At 55.9% G+C, this 18,018-nt stretch carries 16 protein-coding genes; 7 read left to right on the plus strand and 9 right to left on the minus strand.

Translation table 11 applies throughout. The features are described 5' to 3' along the window. Positions 1 to 11: 11 nt before the first annotated feature. The 4 genes from hpf to npr are packed head-to-tail and all read left to right on the plus strand — an operon-like array spanning position 12 to position 2,015. Positions 12 to 299, plus strand: a complete 288-nt coding sequence (gene hpf / locus EAE_RS04525; protein ID WP_004125711.1) for a ribosome hibernation promoting factor — start codon at positions 12 to 14, stop codon at positions 297 to 299. A 58-nt stretch (positions 300 to 357) separates the two neighbouring features. Beyond that, positions 358 to 846 carry a PTS IIA-like nitrogen regulatory protein PtsN gene (gene ptsN / locus EAE_RS04530; RefSeq protein WP_015369492.1) on the plus strand — a complete coding sequence of 163 codons (489 nt, stop codon included), beginning with the start codon at positions 358 to 360 and terminating at the stop codon, positions 844 to 846. A 45-nt stretch (positions 847 to 891) separates the two neighbouring features. Continuing rightward, a complete protein-coding gene (gene rapZ / locus EAE_RS04535; protein ID WP_015369491.1) occupies positions 892 to 1,746 on the plus strand; it encodes an RNase adapter RapZ in 855 nt (284 codons plus the stop codon). Then, positions 1,743 to 2,015 (plus strand): PTS phosphocarrier protein NPr, encoded by a 273-nt coding sequence (gene npr / locus EAE_RS04540; RefSeq protein ID WP_002918431.1) that lies wholly within the window; start codon positions 1,743 to 1,745, stop codon positions 2,013 to 2,015. The genes rapZ and npr overlap by 4 nt, the downstream gene beginning before the upstream one ends. A gap of 22 nt (positions 2,016 to 2,037) precedes the next feature. Here npr and mtgA read toward each other — a convergent pair whose 3' ends face one another. From mtgA to mnmL, 4 genes are all read right to left on the minus strand, one after another. Further along, positions 2,038 to 2,751: a monofunctional biosynthetic peptidoglycan transglycosylase gene (gene mtgA / locus EAE_RS04545; RefSeq protein ID WP_015703607.1), complete on the minus strand. Its 714-nt coding sequence runs from the start codon at positions 2,749 to 2,751 to the stop codon at positions 2,038 to 2,040. Next, positions 2,748 to 3,401 (minus strand): isoprenoid biosynthesis glyoxalase ElbB, encoded by a 654-nt coding sequence (gene elbB, locus EAE_RS04550; RefSeq protein WP_015703608.1) that lies wholly within the window; start codon positions 3,399 to 3,401, stop codon positions 2,748 to 2,750. Before elbB ends, mtgA begins: the two co-directional genes overlap by 4 nt. 234 nt (positions 3,402 to 3,635) lie before the next feature. Further along, positions 3,636 to 5,972, minus strand: a complete 2,337-nt coding sequence (arcB, locus tag EAE_RS04555; protein ID WP_015703609.1) for an aerobic respiration two-component sensor histidine kinase ArcB — start codon at positions 5,970 to 5,972, stop codon at positions 3,636 to 3,638. Positions 5,973 to 6,079: 107 nt separating this feature from the next. Then, positions 6,080 to 7,006 (minus strand): tRNA modification radical SAM protein MnmL/YtqA, encoded by a 927-nt coding sequence (mnmL, locus tag EAE_RS04560; RefSeq protein ID WP_015703610.1) that lies wholly within the window; start codon positions 7,004 to 7,006, stop codon positions 6,080 to 6,082. Between the two features lie 684 nt (positions 7,007 to 7,690). Between mnmL and gltB the strand changes: the two genes are divergently transcribed. Together gltB and gltD are read left to right on the plus strand one after the other, a co-directional pair. Continuing rightward, positions 7,691 to 12,151 carry a glutamate synthase large subunit gene (gene gltB / locus EAE_RS04565; RefSeq protein WP_015703611.1) on the plus strand — a complete coding sequence of 1,487 codons (4,461 nt, stop codon included), beginning with the start codon at positions 7,691 to 7,693 and terminating at the stop codon, positions 12,149 to 12,151. A gap of 9 nt (positions 12,152 to 12,160) precedes the next feature. Then, positions 12,161 to 13,579, plus strand: coding sequence for a glutamate synthase subunit GltD (gene gltD / locus EAE_RS04570; RefSeq protein ID WP_015369485.1), 1,419 nt, complete (start codon positions 12,161 to 12,163; stop codon positions 13,577 to 13,579). A gap of 116 nt (positions 13,580 to 13,695) precedes the next feature. Here gltD and sspB read toward each other — a convergent pair whose 3' ends face one another. From sspB to zapE, 5 genes are all read right to left on the minus strand, one after another. Beyond that, positions 13,696 to 14,193 carry a ClpXP protease specificity-enhancing factor gene (gene sspB, locus EAE_RS04575; RefSeq protein ID WP_015369484.1) on the minus strand — a complete coding sequence of 166 codons (498 nt, stop codon included), beginning with the start codon at positions 14,191 to 14,193 and terminating at the stop codon, positions 13,696 to 13,698. Between the two features lie 3 nt (positions 14,194 to 14,196). Next, positions 14,197 to 14,835 carry a stringent starvation protein SspA gene (sspA, locus tag EAE_RS04580; protein WP_015369483.1) on the minus strand — a complete coding sequence of 213 codons (639 nt, stop codon included), beginning with the start codon at positions 14,833 to 14,835 and terminating at the stop codon, positions 14,197 to 14,199. 309 nt (positions 14,836 to 15,144) lie between these two features. Beyond that, on the minus strand, positions 15,145 to 15,537 hold the full coding sequence (gene rpsI, locus EAE_RS04585; protein ID WP_000829818.1) for a 30S ribosomal protein S9: 393 nt from the start codon (positions 15,535 to 15,537) through the stop codon (positions 15,145 to 15,147). Positions 15,538 to 15,552: 15 nt separating this feature from the next. Continuing rightward, a complete protein-coding gene (gene rplM / locus EAE_RS04590) occupies positions 15,553 to 15,981 on the minus strand; it encodes a 50S ribosomal protein L13 (RefSeq protein ID WP_002918559.1) in 429 nt (142 codons plus the stop codon). Positions 15,982 to 16,228: 247 nt separating this feature from the next. Continuing rightward, on the minus strand, positions 16,229 to 17,359 hold the full coding sequence (zapE, locus tag EAE_RS04595; protein WP_015703612.1) for a cell division protein ZapE: 1,131 nt from the start codon (positions 17,357 to 17,359) through the stop codon (positions 16,229 to 16,231). 190 nt (positions 17,360 to 17,549) lie between these two features. Between zapE and zapG the strand changes: the two genes are divergently transcribed. Continuing rightward, positions 17,550 to 17,948: a Z-ring associated protein ZapG gene (gene zapG, locus EAE_RS04600; protein WP_015703613.1), complete on the plus strand. Its 399-nt coding sequence runs from the start codon at positions 17,550 to 17,552 to the stop codon at positions 17,946 to 17,948. Positions 17,949 to 18,018: the final 70 nt, after the last annotated feature.

The raw sequence follows: 18,018 nt of genomic DNA on the forward strand, positions 1-18,018 counted from the left end.
AGGAAGACACTATGCAGCTCAACATTACAGGACACAACGTCGAGATCACTCCCGCCATGCGCGACTTCGTCACTACGAAGTTCAGCAAACTGGAGCAGTTTTTCGATAGGATCAACCAGGTCTATATTGTGTTAAAAGTAGAGAAGGTGACGCAAATCGCGGACGCCAATTTGCATGTCAACGGTGGCGAAATCCATGCCAGTGCGGAAGGGCAGGATATGTATGCTGCTATCGATGGTCTTATCGATAAGCTGGCAAGACAGTTAACAAAACATAAAGATAAACTGAAACAACACTAATTGTCCGGGCGATCGCCCTTATCCGCAGCCCGCGGATAAGGGCAGCTCAGGTGAAATTATGATGAACAACGATTCCGCTCTACAACTGAGCAATGTCCTTAACCAGGATTGTACCCGTAGCCAGGTTCACTGCCAGAGCAAGAAACGCGCGCTGGAAATTATCAGCGAACTGGCGGCGAAGCAGCTAGGTTTACCGCCTCAGGTGGTCTTTGAAGCGATCCTGACCCGTGAAAAAATGGGCAGTACCGGGATCGGCAACGGCATTGCGATCCCTCACGGCAAGCTTGAAGAGGATACCCTGCGCGCCGTTGGCGTATTTGTGCAGTTGGAAACGCCGATCGCCTTCGATGCGATCGACAATCAGCCGGTCGATCTGCTGTTTGCGCTACTGGTGCCGGCCGATCAAACCAAAACCCATCTGCATACGCTCTCGCTGGTCGCCAAACGTCTGGCGGACAAAACCATCTGCCGTCGCCTGCGCGCTGCGGTGAGCGATGAAGAGTTGTATGAGATCATCACCGAAGCAGGAAGCAGCGATGACGCTTAACGTGAGTCGCGTCTTAACCTTTATCGTACTGAGGAGAAACGGTACATGGTACTGATGATCGTCAGCGGCCGCTCTGGCTCGGGGAAATCCGTCGCCCTGCGAGCGCTGGAAGATATGGGCTTCTACTGTGTGGATAACCTGCCGGTAGTGCTGTTGCCTGAGCTGGCGCGAACGCTGGCCGACCGCGATATCTCTGCGGCCGTCAGCATTGACGTGCGCAATATGCCGGAATCACCGGAAATCTTTGAACAAGCGATGCAGAATCTGCCGGAATCCTTCTCCCCGCAGCTGCTGTTCCTTGATGCCGACCGCAACACCCTGATCCGCCGCTACAGCGATACCCGTCGCTTACATCCGCTCTCCAGCAAGAATCTGTCGCTTGAAAGCGCGATCGACGAAGAGAGCGATCTGCTTGAGCCGCTGCGCTCCCGTGCGGATCTGATCGTCGATACTTCCGAAATGTCGGTGCATGAACTGGCCGAGATGCTGCGTACCCGCCTGTTAGGTAAACGCGAGCGTGAATTGACGATGGTCTTTGAATCATTCGGCTTCAAACACGGTATCCCTATCGATGCCGATTACGTGTTTGACGTCCGCTTCCTGCCAAACCCGCACTGGGATCCGAAGCTGCGCCCCATGACCGGCCTCGATAAACCGGTTGCCGCCTTCCTCGATCGCCATACGGAAGTGCATAACTTTATTTACCAGACGCGTAGCTATCTGGAGCTATGGTTGCCGATGCTGGAAACCAATAACCGCAGCTATCTGACGGTAGCCATTGGTTGTACCGGCGGTAAGCATCGCTCGGTCTATATTGCCGAACAGCTGGCTGACTACTTCCGTTCGCGCGGTAAGAACGTGCAATCTCGTCACCGGACGCTGGAAAAACGTAAATCATGACCGTCAAGCAAACCGTTGAAATCACCAACAAGCTGGGCATGCACGCGCGCCCGGCAATGAAGCTTTTCGAGCTGATGCAGAATTTCGATGCGGAAGTGTTGCTACGCAACGACGAAGGCACCGAAGCGGAAGCCAACAGCGTTATCGCCCTGCTGATGCTGGATTCCGCCAAAGGACGCCAAATTGAGGTTGAGGCCAGCGGCCCGCAGGAAGTCGAAGCGCTGGCGGCGGTGATTGCGCTGTTCAACGCCGGGTTTGATGAAGACTAATCATCTCCCGGCGGGATCGCGGTTAATGCAGCTTATTGGCCTGCATAAAGCCTTCGCCGCCTAACTGACGCATCTGGCGCAGGATCCACGCCTGTCGGCTATGAACATAGCCTGATGGCGCATCGGCGCGAAAACGAATCGGGTTCGGTAATACCGCCGCCAGCAGCGCGGCCTCTGCAGGGGTCAAACGGCTGGCCGGCTTATGAAAATAGCGCTGGGCCGCCGCTTCTACGCCGAAAATACCGTCGCCAAACTCGGCAATATTCAAGTACACGGTAAGAATGCGCTTCTTGCTCCAGACCGTTTCAATGCCGACGGTCAAGCCCACTTCCAGCCCCTTGCGCAACCAGCTGCGGCCATCCCATAAAAACAGGTTTTTTGCCGTCTGCTGAGAGAGCGTCGACGCGCCGCGAATACGATTTTCATTCCGTTCGTTGTGCGCCAGCGCTTTTTCGATTGCCGGCACGTCAAAACCCCAGTGGTCGGGGAATTTCTGATCTTCGGCGGCAATCACCGCCAGCCCCATCCAGGGGGAAATCTCGTCCATGCCAACCCAATCAGAATGGGCGACATAATGGAAATCACCGGAGAACCAGGCGCTAACCTGGCGCTCCAGCATCACCGCTGAGAACGGCACCGGCAGGACGCTGAATACGGCGATACCGCCGCCCCAGAACACCACACAGACCAGCAGCAGGCGCTTAATCATCGCCAGCGGCGCAACACGCTTACTCATTCAGCGAGAACCAGTACGCGATCGACCAGTTTCTCAATACCGCTGGCTGCCTCGGCAATATTCTGCGCCAGCATATAAGCAGGCGTGGTCACCACTTTGTTGTCTTCATCGACCACGATGTCGTCAACCGGGCACGGCACGTGCTCCGCGCCCATCTCTTCCAGCACCTCGGCAGTATCCGGATCGGTACCGATGGTTATCCGCAGCGGCGTCGGGAAAATCTTCGGCAACAGCGCCGGCGCGATACACATAAAGCCCAGCGGCTTACCCGCTTCGTGCATCGCCAGCGTTAACGCCTGCAGATCGCGATCAACAACGCATTCACTTCCCTGGGCGGCAAAATTACTCAGGTTTTTCGCCGCGCCCAAGCCGCCTGGCACAATCAGCGCATCCAGCTCGTCCGCGCGGGCGCTGGCCAAAGGCTGAATAGCGCCGCGCGCCAGGCGCGCCGCTTCAATCAGCACGTTGCGGCTTTCCGCCATCGTTTCGCCGGTCAGATGGTTGATCACGTCGGTTTGCGCCTTATCCGGCGCAAAGCAAACCGCCTGCGCGCCGCGACGCGCAATGGCCAACAGGGTAATGACCGCTTCATGGATTTCTGCGCCGTCGTAAACGCCACAGCCGCTTAGTACCACGCCAATCTTCTTCATCTTGCTAACCCCTTAGCGCAACTCTATGAAACAAGTAAATAATTTTGATTTACTCGCTATGCTTCACATATTTTACCGATTCACGTAACAAAATATTTATGGTTTGCTATCTTAATGAGCGAGCAAGCCAAATCCTCAGGTTGCGCCGTGTAAAAAAATCACTCGAACAATCCTGGCTCAACAACCAGTTCCCTGGTGTTGGCGCAGTATTCGCGCACCCCGGTTTATCCGGGGTCATTTTTTATCCGCCGCCGCAATCCAGGCCTTCAGTACCGCAACATCGTTTTGCCACTCGGATTTCATCTCTTCCACCCACTCGCCGACGTTGTCTTCCCAGGCGGGTAAATCTGGCGTTTGGATCTGCTGCCCTAATTGCTGGATATGACGCAAGCCTATCGACCCCGCCGCGCCCTTAATTTTATGGCCTTCATCGACGATACCTTTCTGGTCGCGCGCGGTGAGATTCGATTCCAGCACGGACATGTAGCCCGGCATCATCTTCTCGAACACCGCCAGCCCGTCGGTAATCAGCTTCGGCCCCACCAGCTCAATATATTGTTCCAGCATGTCGGTATCCAGTACCGATGCCGATTTCGCCACATCCACCGCAGGCGGCTCATGGCCATCGTCTTCCGGCGCATCCCAGAATTTCTTGATGATCGCGGTTAACGCCGGTACCGACAGCGGCTTGCTCAGTACATCATCCATGCCGGCATCAAGGTACTCTTTTTTGTCCTTCAGGACGTTGGCGGTCAGCGCCACCAGCGGCGGCAACTCATCGGCGGCATAGCGTTGTTTTAGCTGTCGCGAGATATCGAGGCCGGTCATGTCCGGTAGCTGAATGTCCAGCAGCACCAGGTCGTATTCGCCGGGTTCGAACATCTCCAGCGCGGCTTTACCAGTCATCGCCACGTCCACGCTGTTGCCCAATTTTTCCAGCACCGAACGGGCGACAATCACGTTCAGTTCGATATCTTCCACCAGCAGCACATTCAGCGCCGGCAGCGGCATATCGTCTTCGGCCAGCGTATCTTCAACTTCATCAGCTACCGCCTGCGCGTGTACGGTCAAGGTAAACGTCGCCCCCTGCCCCGGCTGGCTGGTCACGCTGATATCGCCGCCCATATTGCGCGCCAGCCGGCGCGATACCGCCAGCCCGATACCGGTACCGGTTGCCGGTTTACCGCCGTGGCTGTCTTTCACCTGATAATACATGGCGAAAATTTTGTCCTGCTCCGCCTGCGGGATACCGATACCGGAGTCCTCGACTTCGAAGTGCAGCATATCGCCTTCGTCATAGCGGACGCGCACGGTGACATTGCCCTGTTGGGTAAACTTCACCGCATTGCTGATCAGGTTCCACAGGATCTGCCGCAGACGCGTGCCATCGGTTATCACCTTATGCGGCAGCGGCTGGGTTGGCTCCATCACAAAGCGCAAACCTTTCTGCTGCGCCTGCAGGCCTGAGAGGTTCTCCAGATCGGCAAGGAAGCTGGTAAAATCCACCTCCTGATTATCAAGCTGAACTTTGCGCCGCTCCATCTTATCCATATCGATAATATCGTTGAAGATATTCCCCAGCGTCACCGCTGAAACATGGATAGTTTTCAGATATTTTTCCTGCTCGTTGGTCAATTCAGTATCCAGCAGGATGCGGCTGAGCCCAACGATGCCATTGAGCGGCGTACGCAGCTCGTGGCTGATGGTTGAGATAAAGGTGGTCTTGTCCCGGCTGGCGCGCTCCAACGCGTCCTGATAGCGCTTACGCTCGGTAATATCGCGGCCAAAGCCCATCAGACCACGGCGCTTGCCCACGCGGTCATAGTAGGGGACCTTGCGGATCTCAAAGCAGGCTTTACGCCCATCGGGATAATCGAGCCATTGTTCGTAGGTCAGCGAGACATTATGGCGGAAGACTTTCTCATCGGTCTCCAGCACTTTCACCGCGGCTTCTTCGCTATAGACATCCTGCGGCTTGAGGTGAATCAACTGCTTTTCGCTTTTACCGGTCAACAGCTCCATCGCCCGGTTACAGCCGGAGAACTCTTTATCTTCGTTACGATAGAAAACCAGATCCGGTGAGGCATCAAGGAAAGAGCGCAGGAAAGAGGATTGTTGCTCTAGCTGAATTTGCGTCTCTTCGCGCTCTTTCATCTCTATTTTCAGCTGTTCCAGCGTGGTTTCGCGCTCCGCTTCCGCTTTTTCACGTTCGCCAATTTCCTGGTTCAACTGGGCGATATTATCCTTGAGCTGTACGTTAAGCTTAAGATCGCGCTCGCGCATCTCTTCCAGCTTTTCCACCAGCCGCGAGAGTCGCTGGCGCGACTCTTCCAGCTGTTCGACCACCACTGACAGAAAATAGACCGCCCAGGGGGTAATCAGCAGCCCGAAGAAGATAGAGCGGATGACATCGATACTCTCCACCTGTCCATGCAGCACCATCGTGACGGCCATCTGCACCACGATAGCCAGCACCACCAGCGCCAGAGCCAACAGCATTGAAAAGCGCACCAGACCTAACTTCATCATCAGGTCGACATAGTACTGCGCCAGCATACGAATTTGCTTCATGAGGGATTCCTTATCGCCAACTCCGCACAATAATACCCAATTCTGAACATTACGCTGTAAGTTGTGAAAAAAATGCGGCGGTAATCAGCCGTTAAGGAAGTGGAACATCAGGCAGGCTGGATCCACGGCGTCCCCAATGCCGACCCCTGAACGCCATGGGTATTAAGGTATTTGTCCAACTCGACCATACCGGTCCAGCGGTTTTCGCACCACAGCGGCGCCAGTAGCGTCGGGCGGCGGGCGCTGGCCGAGATGCGATGGTAAATCACCTCCGGCGGGGTATGGCGAATCATCTCACCGGCGGTGATCGTATAATCATCCAGCGCAATACCGTTCAGGCGACCCGCCTGCCAGGCTTTCGCCATGATGCTGCCGGTCACGATGTGCAGCGGGTGCAGTTTGATGCCATCGACGCCGGTGTCGACCACCCGTTGCAGGGTGTGCAGGCACTGCTGCTGGGTTTCGCCCGGCAGGCCGACGATAAGATGCGCGCAGACCTTTAATCCGCGCTCGCGCGCCAGTCGGGTGGTGCGCTGGTAGCAGGCAAAGTCATGGCCGCGATTGATACGATGCAGCGTTTTATCATGCGCGGTCTGCAATCCCAGCTCCAGCCAGATTTCATAGCCCTGCTCCCGATATTCGCTGAGCAGGTCCAGCACCGCATCGGGAACGCAGTCGGGGCGGGTGCCGACGCACAGCCCCACGATATTCGCCTGGTTCACCGCCTGCTGATACATTGAACGCAGCAACTGTACTTCGGCAAAGGTGCTGGTGTAGGCCTGGAAATAAGCAAGATAGCGTTTCGCTCGGTTAACCAACTGCGCCTGGTGCGCCAGCTGATCGGCAATCGAACGGTACTGCTGGGCCTCGTCGGCGAAGGAGGCGACATTACAAAATGTGCAGCCGCCGCGGCCAATTGTGCCATCCCGGTTCGGGCAGCTAAATCCACCATGCAGCGTCAGTTTATGAACCTTTTCGCCGTAGCGGCGCGTAAGATCCCCACCAAACATGTTGACTAATTTTTGTAACTGCATAATCTGATAGACCGGCCTCAAGAAAGGGGCCAAGCCTGCCATTTTTAGCCTCCGACGGCGATGACCTGGATCAATCGTCAGCGCGGCCGCTTACCTCATTGCATATTAAATCAAAATAAACGCGGTTTCATTCACACCCGCGGTAATAACATTTACTTATACTTCAATGCTGAGTTTCAATTATCTTTGTCGCAGCAAAAAACAGTTTTATTTCCTGCCATTAAGACAACCAGCAGTCAAATATTCCGCCATAAAAATACAATTCAGCACAGAAAGGTAATCTTAGGCTACGGATATAGTGAGACAGATCACACTAGATTACGCATCCCTGAGAGTTTATATGCCTTTAAAAAAACAACAATCCTTTTAAAATCATAAAATTAAACACCTCTTAGCACACTTTTGTATAAATAAGATTGCCATTTGACGTAAGTGTGGATTCTCGCTAAGTTGGGAATCCGCTGGAAGCTTTCTGGATGAGCGCTCTGCTCATCATATTTATGCAGTAATTGAGATTCCCTCTTAATAGCAAGTCCTCAAACTTGTGTACCGATGCGAAAAGGATTTAAAGAGGGCGAATGCGAGGTAGGCAAAGATGCCCTTACCCCGTCGCCATGCTCTTGCTGTGCCTTGCGCGCAATCGATTAAGGGGGCGTCCCGTAGAGCCTGGGGAGGTTCACTGATATGTTGTACGACAAATCCCTTGAGCGGGATAACTGTGGTTTCGGCCTGATCGCCCACATAGAAGGCGAACCTAGCCACAAGGTAGTGCGCACCGCTATACACGCACTGGCCCGAATGCAGCACCGCGGCGCGATCCTGGCCGATGGTAAAACCGGCGACGGTTGCGGCCTGCTGTTACAAAAACCCGATCGTTTCTTCCGGATTGTGGCGGAAGAGCGCGGCTGGCGCTTAGCCAAAAACTACGCCGTCGGGATGCTGTTCCTGAATAAAGACCCCGAGCTGGCAAGCGCTGCGCGCCGTATCGTTGAAGAAGAGCTGCAACGCGAAACATTGTCTATCGTTGGCTGGCGCGATGTGCCAACCAATGAAGGCGTGCTCGGTGAAATCGCCCTCTCCTCGCTGCCTCGTATTGAACAAATTTTTGTTAACGCGCCGGCAGGCTGGCGTCCGCGCGATATGGAACGCCGTCTGTTCATCGCGCGCCGCCGCATTGAAAAGCGCCTGCAGGAAGACAAAGATTTCTACGTTTGTAGCCTGTCGAACCTGGTTAATATCTATAAAGGTCTATGTATGCCGGCGGATTTGCCGCGCTTCTACCTGGACCTCGCGGACCTGCGTCTGGAATCCGCCATCTGCCTGTTCCACCAGCGCTTCTCCACCAATACCGTGCCGCGCTGGCCGCTGGCGCAGCCTTTCCGCTATCTGGCGCACAATGGTGAAATCAATACCATCACCGGTAACCGCCAGTGGGCCCGCGCCCGTACCTATAAATTCCAGACTCCGCTGATCCCCGATCTGCATGACGCCGCGCCGTTCGTCAACGAAACCGGCTCTGATTCAAGCTCGATGGATAATATGCTGGAACTGCTGCTGGCAGGCGGGATGGATATCGTCCGCGCGATGCGCCTGCTGGTACCGCCAGCCTGGCAGAATAACCCGGACATGGATCCGGAATTGCGCGCGTTCTTCGATTTTAACTCCATGCATATGGAGCCGTGGGACGGCCCGGCGGGCATCGTCATGTCCGACGGTCGCTACGCCGCCTGTAACCTCGACCGTAACGGTCTGCGTCCGGCGCGCTACGTCATTACCAAAGATAAACTCATCACCTGCGCGTCTGAAGTCGGTATCTGGGACTACCAGCCTGATGAGGTGATGGAAAAAGGCCGCGTTGGGCCTGGCGAGCTGATGGTCATCGATACCCGCAGCGGGCGCATTCTGCACTCGGCGGAAACCGATAACGATCTAAAAAGCCGCCATCCGTACAAAGAGTGGATGGAGAAAAACGTCCGCCGTCTGGTGCCGTTCGAAGACCTGCCGGAAGAAGAAGTCGGCAGCCGTCAGTTGGATGATGACACGCTCGCCAGCTACCAGAAACAGTTTAACTACAGCGCCGAAGAGCTGGACTCCGTCCTGCGCGTCCTGGGGGAAAACGGCCAGGAAGCGGTCGGTTCGATGGGCGATGATACCCCATTCGCCGTGCTCTCCAGCCAGCCGCGTATCATTTATGATTATTTCCGCCAGCAGTTCGCCCAGGTGACAAACCCGCCGATCGATCCGCTGCGTGAAGCGCACGTGATGTCGCTGGCCACCAGCATCGGCCGTGAAATGAACGTCTTCTGCGAAGCGGAAGGCCAGGCGCACCGCCTGAGCTTCAAATCGCCGATCCTGCTGTACTCCGACTTTAAACAGCTGACCACCATGGAGGAGGAGCACTATCGCGCCGACACCCTGGATATTACCTTTGATGCCAACGAAACCACGCTGGCCGAGACGGTAAAAGCGCTGTGCGATAAAGCGGAACAGATGGTACGTAACGGCACCGTACTGCTGGTGCTGTCCGACCGCAACATCGCGAAAGACCGTCTGCCGGTACCGGCGCCGATGGCCGTTGGCGCCATCCAGACGCGCCTCGTCGATAAGAGCCTGCGCTGCGACGCTAACATCATCGTCGAAACCGCCAGCGCCCGCGATCCGCACCACTTTGCGGTGCTGCTGGGCTTTGGCGCGACGGCTATCTATCCATATCTTGCCTATGAAACCCTGGCGAAGCTGGTGGATAGCAAAGCTATCGATAAAGAATACCGTACGGTGATGCTGAACTACCGTAACGGCATCAACAAAGGCCTGTACAAAATCATGTCGAAGATGGGGATCTCGACCATCGCCTCCTACCGCTGCTCGAAGCTGTTCGAAGCGGTCGGTCTGCATCGCGACGTGGCCGACCTCTGCTTCCAGGGCGTAGTGAGCCGCATCGGCGGCGCCGGTTTCGATGACTTCCAGCAGGACCTGCTGAATCTGTCGAAACGCGCATGGCTGGCGCGTAAACCGCTGGCTCAGGGCGGTTTGCTGAAATATGTCCACGGCGGCGAATATCACGCCTACAACCCGGACGTCGTTCGCACCCTGCAGCAGGCGGTTCAGAGCGGCGAATACCGTGATTATCAGGAATACGCGAAGCTGGTTAACGAACGTCCGGCAGCCACGCTGCGCGATCTGCTGGCGCTCAACCCAGGCGATGAAGCCATAAGCATCAATGAAGTGGAATCAGCGAAAGAGCTGTTTAAACGCTTCGATACCGCGGCCATGTCGATCGGCGCGCTGAGCCCGGAAGCGCACGAATCACTGGCGGAAGCGATGAACAGCATCGGCGGCTTCTCCAACTCCGGTGAAGGCGGTGAAGACCCGGCGCGCTACGGCACCAACAAAGTCTCGCGTATTAAGCAGGTGGCTTCAGGTCGTTTCGGCGTTACCCCAGCCTACCTGGTGAATGCCGACGTGATCCAGATTAAAGTCGCCCAGGGCGCGAAACCCGGTGAAGGCGGACAGTTGCCGGGTGACAAAGTGACGCCTTATATTGCCAAACTGCGTTATTCGGTACCTGGCGTGACGCTGATCTCCCCGCCGCCGCACCACGATATTTACTCTATCGAGGATCTGGCGCAGCTGATTTTCGACCTCAAGCAGGTCAATCCGAAGGCGATGATTTCCGTCAAACTGGTTTCCGAGCCGGGTGTCGGCACCATCGCCACCGGCGTGGCGAAAGCCTACGCAGACCTAATCACTATCGCCGGCTACGATGGCGGTACCGGGGCGAGCCCGCTTTCATCGGTGAAATATGCCGGCTGTCCGTGGGAACTTGGCCTGGTGGAAACCCAGCAGGCGCTGGTCGCCAACGGCCTGCGTCATAAAATTCGCCTGCAGGTAGATGGCGGCCTGAAAACCGGCCTCGATATCATCAAAGCGGCGATCCTTGGCGCGGAAAGCTTCGGCTTCGGCACCGGCCCGATGGTCGCGCTGGGCTGTAAATACCTGCGTATCTGTCACCTGAACAACTGCGCCACCGGCGTAGCGACCCAGGACGACAAACTGCGTAAGAACCACTACCACGGCCTGCCGTTCAAAGTGACCAACTACTTTGAATTCATCGCCCGCGAAACCCGCGAGCTGATGGCGCAGCTGGGCGTGAAGCGTCTGGTGGACCTGATCGGCCGCACCGACCTGCTGAAAGAACTGGAAGGCTTTACGGCGAAACAGCAGAAACTGGAGCTCGGCAAACTGCTGGAAACCGCTGAGCCGCTGCCGGGCAAAGCGCTGTACTGCACCGAGAGCAACCCGCCGTTCGATAACGGCGTGCTCAACGCGCAGCTGCTGCAGCAGGCGAAGCCGTATGTGGATAACAAACAGAGCAAAACGTTCTGGTTCGATATTCGCAACACCGACCGTTCCGTTGGCGCGTCGTTGTCCGGTTATATCGCCCAGACTCACGGCGACCAGGGGCTGGCCGCCGACCCGATTACCGCCCACTTTAGCGGTACCGCGGGCCAGAGCTTCGGCGTCTGGAACGCCGGCGGCGTTGAGCTGCACCTGACCGGCGACGCCAACGACTACGTGGGGAAAGGCATGGCGGGCGGTCTGCTGTCGATTCGTCCTCCGGTCGGCTCCGCCTTCCGTAGCCATGAAGCAAGTATCATTGGCAACACCTGTCTGTATGGCGCGACCGGCGGTCGTCTGTACGCGGCAGGACGCGCGGGCGAACGCTTTGCGGTACGTAACTCCGGCGCCATCACCGTGGTGGAAGGCATCGGCGACAACGGCTGTGAATACATGACCGGCGGCATCGTCTGTATCCTGGGGAAAACCGGCGTGAACTTCGGCGCAGGTATGACCGGCGGCTTTGCTTACGTCCTGGATGAAGATGGCGACTTCCGTAAACGCGTTAACCCTGAACTGGTGGAAGTTCTGGACGTGGACACGCTGGCTATCCATGAGGAGCACCTGCGTGGCTTAATTACCGAACACGTTCAGCTTACCGGTTCGCAGCGCGGCGAAGAGATCCTCGCCAACTGGCCGGCCTTCGCGGCGAAGTTTGCGCTGGTTAAACCGAAGTCCAGCGATGTTAAAGCACTGTTGGGTCACCGTAGTCGTTCCGCAGCTGAGCTGCGGGTGCAGGCGCAGTAAGGGGTTAAGATGAGTCAGAACGTATACCAATTTATCGACCTGCAGCGCGTTGATCCGCCAAAGAAACCGCTGAAGATCCGTAAAATTGAATTTGTAGAAATTTACGAGCCGTTTTCAGAAGGCCAGGCCAAGGCGCAGGCAGATCGCTGCCTCTCCTGCGGCAACCCGTACTGCGAATGGAAATGTCCGGTGCACAACTACATCCCTAACTGGCTGAAACTGGCCAACGAGGGGCGCATTTTTGAAGCGGCGGAACTGTCGCATCAGACCAACACCCTGCCGGAAGTCTGCGGACGTGTCTGCCCGCAGGACCGCCTGTGCGAAGGTTCCTGTACCCTGAACGATGAGTTCGGCGCGGTGACCATCGGCAACATTGAACGCTATATCAACGATAAGGCGTTTGAGATGGGCTGGCGTCCGGACTTGTCCGGCGTGAAGCAAACCGGTAAAACCGTCGCCATTATCGGCGCCGGTCCGGCAGGCCTGGCCTGCGCGGATGTGCTGACCCGTAACGGCGTAAAGGCGATCGTTTTCGATCGTCATCCGGAAATCGGCGGTCTGCTGACCTTCGGCATCCCGGCGTTTAAGCTGGAAAAAGAGGTGATGACCCGCCGCCGTGAGATCTTCACCGGCATGGGGATTGAGTTCCGGCTCAATACCGAAGTGGGCCGTGACGTCCAACTCGACGATCTGCTGAAAGAGTACGATGCCGTATTTCTGGGCGTGGGCACCTACCAGTCCATGCGCGGCGGACTGGAAAACGAAGATGCCAACGGCGTGTATGACGCACTGCCGTTCCTTATCGCCAACACCAAACAGATCATGGGCTTTGGCGAAACGGCGCACGAACCGTTCGTCAGTATGGAAGGCAAACGCGTGGTGGTTCTCGGCGGCGGCGACACCGCGATGGACTGCGTGCGGACCTCGGTTCGTCAGGGGGCGGCGCACGTTATCTGCGCCTATCGTCGTGACGAAGAAAACATGCCGGGTTCCAAACGCGAAGTGAAAAACGCGCGTGAAGAGGGTGTCGAATTCCAGTTCAACGTCCAGCCGCTGGGCGTGGAAGTGAATGCCAACGGCAAAGTGTGCGGCGTGAAAATGGCGCGCACCGAAATGGGCCAGCCGGATGCGAAAGGCCGCCGTCGCGCGGAAATCGTCGCCGGTTCCGAGCACGTGGTGCCGGCAGACGCGGTGGTGATGGCGTTTGGTTTCCGTCCACACAGCATGGAATGGCTGGCGAAACATAGCGTCGAGCTGGATTCTCAGGGCCGCATCATCGCCCCGGAAGGCAGCGACAACGCGTTCCAGACCAGCAACCCGAAAATCTTTGCCGGCGGCGATATCGTTCGCGGCTCAGACCTGGTGGTAACGGCGATTGCCGAAGGCCGTAAAGCGGCGGACGGGATCCTCAACTATCTTGAAGTCTGATTAGACCCTGAGTCTCAACGCAGAAAAGCCCGATGGTTAACGCTATCGGGCTTTTTTATGCTTGATCGTGGTTAAGCAGGAGCAAAAAAAACAGGCCCCGGAGGGCCTGTCAGGCATTACTTCACAACGCGCAGCGCCGGACGACCACCGCGCGGCGGCGGCGGCGTGTCGTCTGGATCGTCATCGTGATTATCCGGCTTATCGCCATCAATCACCGACATCACCGTTTCGTTTTCGCTCTCAGACACGACGTCATCATCGTTGAGGCTGCTGACATCTTCGTCATAGGCCGCTTCAGGTTCAAACATCGTTCCTGCGCCGTTCTCACGGGCATAGATAGCGAGTACCGCAGCCAGCGGCACGGAAACGTTGCGCGGTACGCCGCCGAAGCGAGCATTAAAGCGCACTTCGTCATTCGCCAGTTCCAGATTGCCCACCGCACGTGGCGCAATATTCAGAACGATTTGGCCGTCGCGAGCGTACTCCATCGGCACGAGAACGCCTGGCAGCGTCACATCGACGACCAGGTGCGGAGTCAGCTGGTTATCCAGCAGCCACTCATAGAACGCCCGCAGCAGGTACGGGCGACGCGGCGTCAGCTGTGAGACATCCATTATTTAGCCCCGGCCGAGGCGCATTTCACGCTCGGCTTCAGTTAAAGAAGCGAGGAAAGAATCACGTTCGAAGACGCGAGTCATATAGCCCTTAAGCTCTTTCGCGCCAGCACCCACCAGTTCTACGCCGAGAACCGGCAAACGCCACAGCAGCGGAGCCAGGTAGCAATCGACCAGGCTGAATTCGTCGCTCAGGAAGTAAGGCTTCTGAGTAAAGACCGGCGCAATCGCCTGCAGTTCTTCACGCAGCTGCTTACGAGCGGCATCAGCCTGGGCCGCGGTACCGGTCTGGATGGTATTCATCAGCGAATACCAGTCTTTCTCGATACGTTGCATGTACAGACGGCTTTCACCACGCGCCACCGGGTAAACCGGCATTAGCGGCGGATGCGGGAAACGCTCATCCAGGTATTCCATAATGATGCGGGATTCCCACAGAGTGAGCTCACGATCCACCAGCGTCGGGACGCTTTGATTCGGGTTGAGGTCAATCAGATCCTGAGGCGGGTTATCCTTCTCCACGTGCTCTATCTCAAAACTGACACCTTTTTCGGCCAGCACGATGCGGACCTGATGGCTATAGATGTCAGTAGGACCAGAAAACAGCGTCATTACCGAACGTTTGTTGGCAGCGACAGCCATGAAAACCTCCAGGTATATTCAGAATTTTTACTGCTGCCGACCACGCATGGCCAGCCAGATGTATAAACCCCATTCGCACGGCGACGATATGTTCATTGATTAACTAAAAAATGAACAACCACCAGCATTTGGGCAGAAAATTGGATGATAGTTTACCAGATTTTGCGGACGTTGTGGTGAGGGTATTCTGGAAATGCTGAAAAAGTGGTAAGAACAGACCATTTCTTTGTGGATAACAGCCGTTTTATCCATAAAAAAACCCGCCGAAGCGGGTTTTTTCGCAAATTGTTCTGCGTGAGCAGAAAACAATTAACGTTTGGAGAACTGCGGACGACGACGTGCTTTACGCAGACCGACTTTCTTACGTTCAACCTGACGAGCGTCACGAGTAACGAAGCCAGCTTTACGCAGTTCAGAACGCAGGGACTCGTCGTACTCCATCAGAGCGCGGGTGATACCGTGACGGATCGCACCAGCCTGACCAGAGATACCACCACCTTTAACAGTGATGTACAGATCCAGTTTCTCAACCATGTCGACCAGTTCCAGCGGCTGACGAACTACCATGCGGGCAGTTTCACGACCGAAGTACTGTTCCAGCGAACGCTGGTTGATTACGATTTTGCCGTTGCCCGGTTTGATGAAAACGCGAGCTGCGGAACTTTTGCGGCGACCAGTGCCGTAGTATTGATTTTCAGCCATTGCCTATAATCCCGATTAGATGTCAAGAACTTGCGGTTGCTGTGCCGCGTGGTTGTGCTCGTTACCAGCGTAAACTTTCAGTTTACGGTACATAGCACGACCCAGCGGGCCTTTTGGCAGCATGCCTTTAACCGCGATTTCAATCACACGCTCAGGACGGCGGGCAATCATCTCTTCAAAGGTCGCTTCTTTGATACCACCGATGTGGCCGGTGTGGTGGTAGTACATTTTGTCTTCGCGCTTGTTGCCGGTTACAGCAACTTTTTCTGCGTTCAGAACGATGATGTAATCACCAGTATCAACGTGCGGAGTGTATTCCGCTTTGTGCTTACCGCGCAGGCGACGAGCCAGTTCAGTAGCCAGACGGCCCAGAGTTTTACCGGTCGCGTCAACAACATACCAGTCGCGTTTTACGGTTTCTGGTTTAGCTGTAAAAGTTTTCATTAAAAGCTTACCCAAATAAATAAGTTACACGTTGGTGAACACCCAAACGTTTAGTCAGTTGAGGTTCACACGACAAAGTCCGGCAAACCTACCCCTTCGAATAGCCTATGCCAGCACATAGAAGATTTCGGGAAAAAAAACCTTCTCGTAACGTGGGGTCGCAAGATTATAGAGAAGTAGGGGACAAAGATCGACCCCTTTATGTGATTTGCAGCAGGTTTTTCTCAATGTGAGAAGAAGGCTGGATTCAGGGCATGTGCGGTTGTTTCAGATACTCTTCGCTTTGCATTTCCTGCAGGCGCGATAAACAGCGCTGGAACTCAAACTTCAAGCGTTCGCCCTGATAGATCTCATACAGCGGCACCGCCGCGCTAACCACCAGTTTTACGTGACGTTCGTAGAATTCATCCACCAGCGCGATAAAGCGCCGCGCTTCGCTCTCAAGATGCGTCGTCATCACCGGCACATCGAACAACATCACGGTATGGAACAGGCGTGACAGCGCGATGTAATCATGCTGGCTGCGCGCATCCACGCACAGCGTGTCGAACGACGCCGCCAAAGTCTGGTTTTCCACGCCTAACGTCGGCAGCGGCCGGTGGTTAATTTCCAGCGTCGGCATCTGCTCGCGTTTGGCTCCCGCCAGCGCCAGCCAGAGTTTATCCATTTGCTGGCTGGTCTCGCCATTGAGCGGCGACAGCCACAGATGCGCCTGGGTTAATGTGCGCAGGCGGTAATCAATCCCCGCATCGACGTTCATAATGTCGCAATGCTGTTTGATGGCGTCTATCGCCGGCAGGAAACGCGCACGCTGCAGACCATTGCGGTAGAGCTCGTCCGGCGGGATGTTTGAGGTAGCAACCAGCGTAATCCCACGCGAGAACAGCGCTTTCATTAAGCCGCCGAGCAGCATGGCATCGGTGATGTCGGAGACAAAAAACTCGTCAAAGCACAACACATCGGTTTGCGCTTTAAAGCGATCGGCAACGATCTCCAGCGGGTCGCTATGCCCCTGCAAGGTAGTTAACTCTTCGTGTACGCGCAGCATAAAGCGATGGAAATGCAGGCGCTGTTTACGCTCGCCCGGCAGGCTTTGATAAAACATATCCATCAGCCAGGTTTTGCCGCGCCCAACGCCGCCCCACATATACAGGCCGCGTACGGCGGTCGCTTCCGCCGCCGGTTCGCGTTTGCCGAGCAGTTTGCTGAATTTCGCCCGCAGCCCGCCGCCAGCAGGCGCTGCGGCTACAGGTTTTTCCTGCAGTTCACGATAGATGGTATCGAGGCGACTGACCGCTTCTTGTTGCACGTCGTCGGGTTGATGGCTGCCCTCTTTGAGAGCTAAAAGGTAACGCGATGTTGGGGACAGGCTTTGCATGATCTTATTGTTATTCCTTGAAAACCGTGGCGCCGTGGCCCACGATTGACGAAAAAAAGGCGGTTCTACAGTACGCGATGATACGCCAGGATTCCACTTCTGTGGAATTAGCGGTTATAGTGGCACTATCGGGCGCAGGCGGAGAGCCTAACAGCCACCCTACGGAACCACAAAACAACGGGAGATGTTCATGACCTGGGAATACGCGCTAATTGGATTAGTCGTCGGTATCATCATCGGTGCCGTCGCCATGCGTTTTGGTAACCGCAAATTGCGTCAGCAACAAGCGCTGCAGTTCGAACTGGAAAAGAATAAAGCAGAGCTTGAAGAGTATCGCGAAGAGCTGGTCAGCCATTTTGCGCGCAGCGCAGAACTGCTGGACAACATGGCGGATGACTACCGTCAGCTGTATCAGCACATGGCAAAAAGCTCCAGCAGCCTGCTGCCGGACGCGATGGCGGAAGCCAATCCGTTCCGCAATCGCCTGGCGGAGTCCGAAGCCAGCAACGATCAGGCGCCGGTACAGATGCCGCGCGATTATTCTGAAGGTGCATCCGGCCTACTGCGCGGTGGCGCGAAACGCGACTGATCCCGCTGTCTGCGTAAAAATATTTACCGGGCGCGCCTTCCGCGCCCGTCTTCCCCCTGCATCCCAGCTA

Source organism: Klebsiella aerogenes KCTC 2190 (assembly GCF_000215745.1).
Classification (GTDB): domain Bacteria; phylum Pseudomonadota; class Gammaproteobacteria; order Enterobacterales; family Enterobacteriaceae; genus Klebsiella; species Klebsiella aerogenes.

Excerpts from the sequence above, each read along its gene's own strand:
- hpf (WP_004125711.1), top strand. The coding sequence starts at position 12 with ATGCAGCTCAACATTACAGGACACAACGTCGAGATCACTCCCGCCATG.
- ptsN (WP_015369492.1), top strand. The coding sequence starts at position 358 with ATGATGAACAACGATTCCGCTCTACAACTGAGCAATGTCCTTAACCAG.
- rapZ (WP_015369491.1), top strand. The coding sequence starts at position 892 with ATGGTACTGATGATCGTCAGCGGCCGCTCTGGCTCGGGGAAATCCGTC.
- npr (WP_002918431.1), top strand. The coding sequence starts at position 1,743 with ATGACCGTCAAGCAAACCGTTGAAATCACCAACAAGCTGGGCATGCAC.
- mtgA (WP_015703607.1), bottom strand. The coding sequence starts at position 2,751 with ATGAGTAAGCGTGTTGCGCCGCTGGCGATGATTAAGCGCCTGCTGCTG.
- elbB (WP_015703608.1), bottom strand. The coding sequence starts at position 3,401 with ATGAAGAAGATTGGCGTGGTACTAAGCGGCTGTGGCGTTTACGACGGC.
- arcB (WP_015703609.1), bottom strand. The coding sequence starts at position 5,972 with ATGAAGCAAATTCGTATGCTGGCGCAGTACTATGTCGACCTGATGATG.
- mnmL (WP_015703610.1), bottom strand. The coding sequence starts at position 7,006 with ATGCAGTTACAAAAATTAGTCAACATGTTTGGTGGGGATCTTACGCGC.
- gltB (WP_015703611.1), top strand. The coding sequence starts at position 7,691 with ATGTTGTACGACAAATCCCTTGAGCGGGATAACTGTGGTTTCGGCCTG.
- gltD (WP_015369485.1), top strand. The coding sequence starts at position 12,161 with ATGAGTCAGAACGTATACCAATTTATCGACCTGCAGCGCGTTGATCCG.
- sspB (WP_015369484.1), bottom strand. The coding sequence starts at position 14,193 with ATGGATGTCTCACAGCTGACGCCGCGTCGCCCGTACCTGCTGCGGGCG.
- sspA (WP_015369483.1), bottom strand. The coding sequence starts at position 14,835 with ATGGCTGTCGCTGCCAACAAACGTTCGGTAATGACGCTGTTTTCTGGT.
- rpsI (WP_000829818.1), bottom strand. The coding sequence starts at position 15,537 with ATGGCTGAAAATCAATACTACGGCACTGGTCGCCGCAAAAGTTCCGCA.
- rplM (WP_002918559.1), bottom strand. The coding sequence starts at position 15,981 with ATGAAAACTTTTACAGCTAAACCAGAAACCGTAAAACGCGACTGGTAT.
- zapE (WP_015703612.1), bottom strand. The coding sequence starts at position 17,359 with ATGCAAAGCCTGTCCCCAACATCGCGTTACCTTTTAGCTCTCAAAGAG.
- zapG (WP_015703613.1), top strand. The coding sequence starts at position 17,550 with ATGACCTGGGAATACGCGCTAATTGGATTAGTCGTCGGTATCATCATC.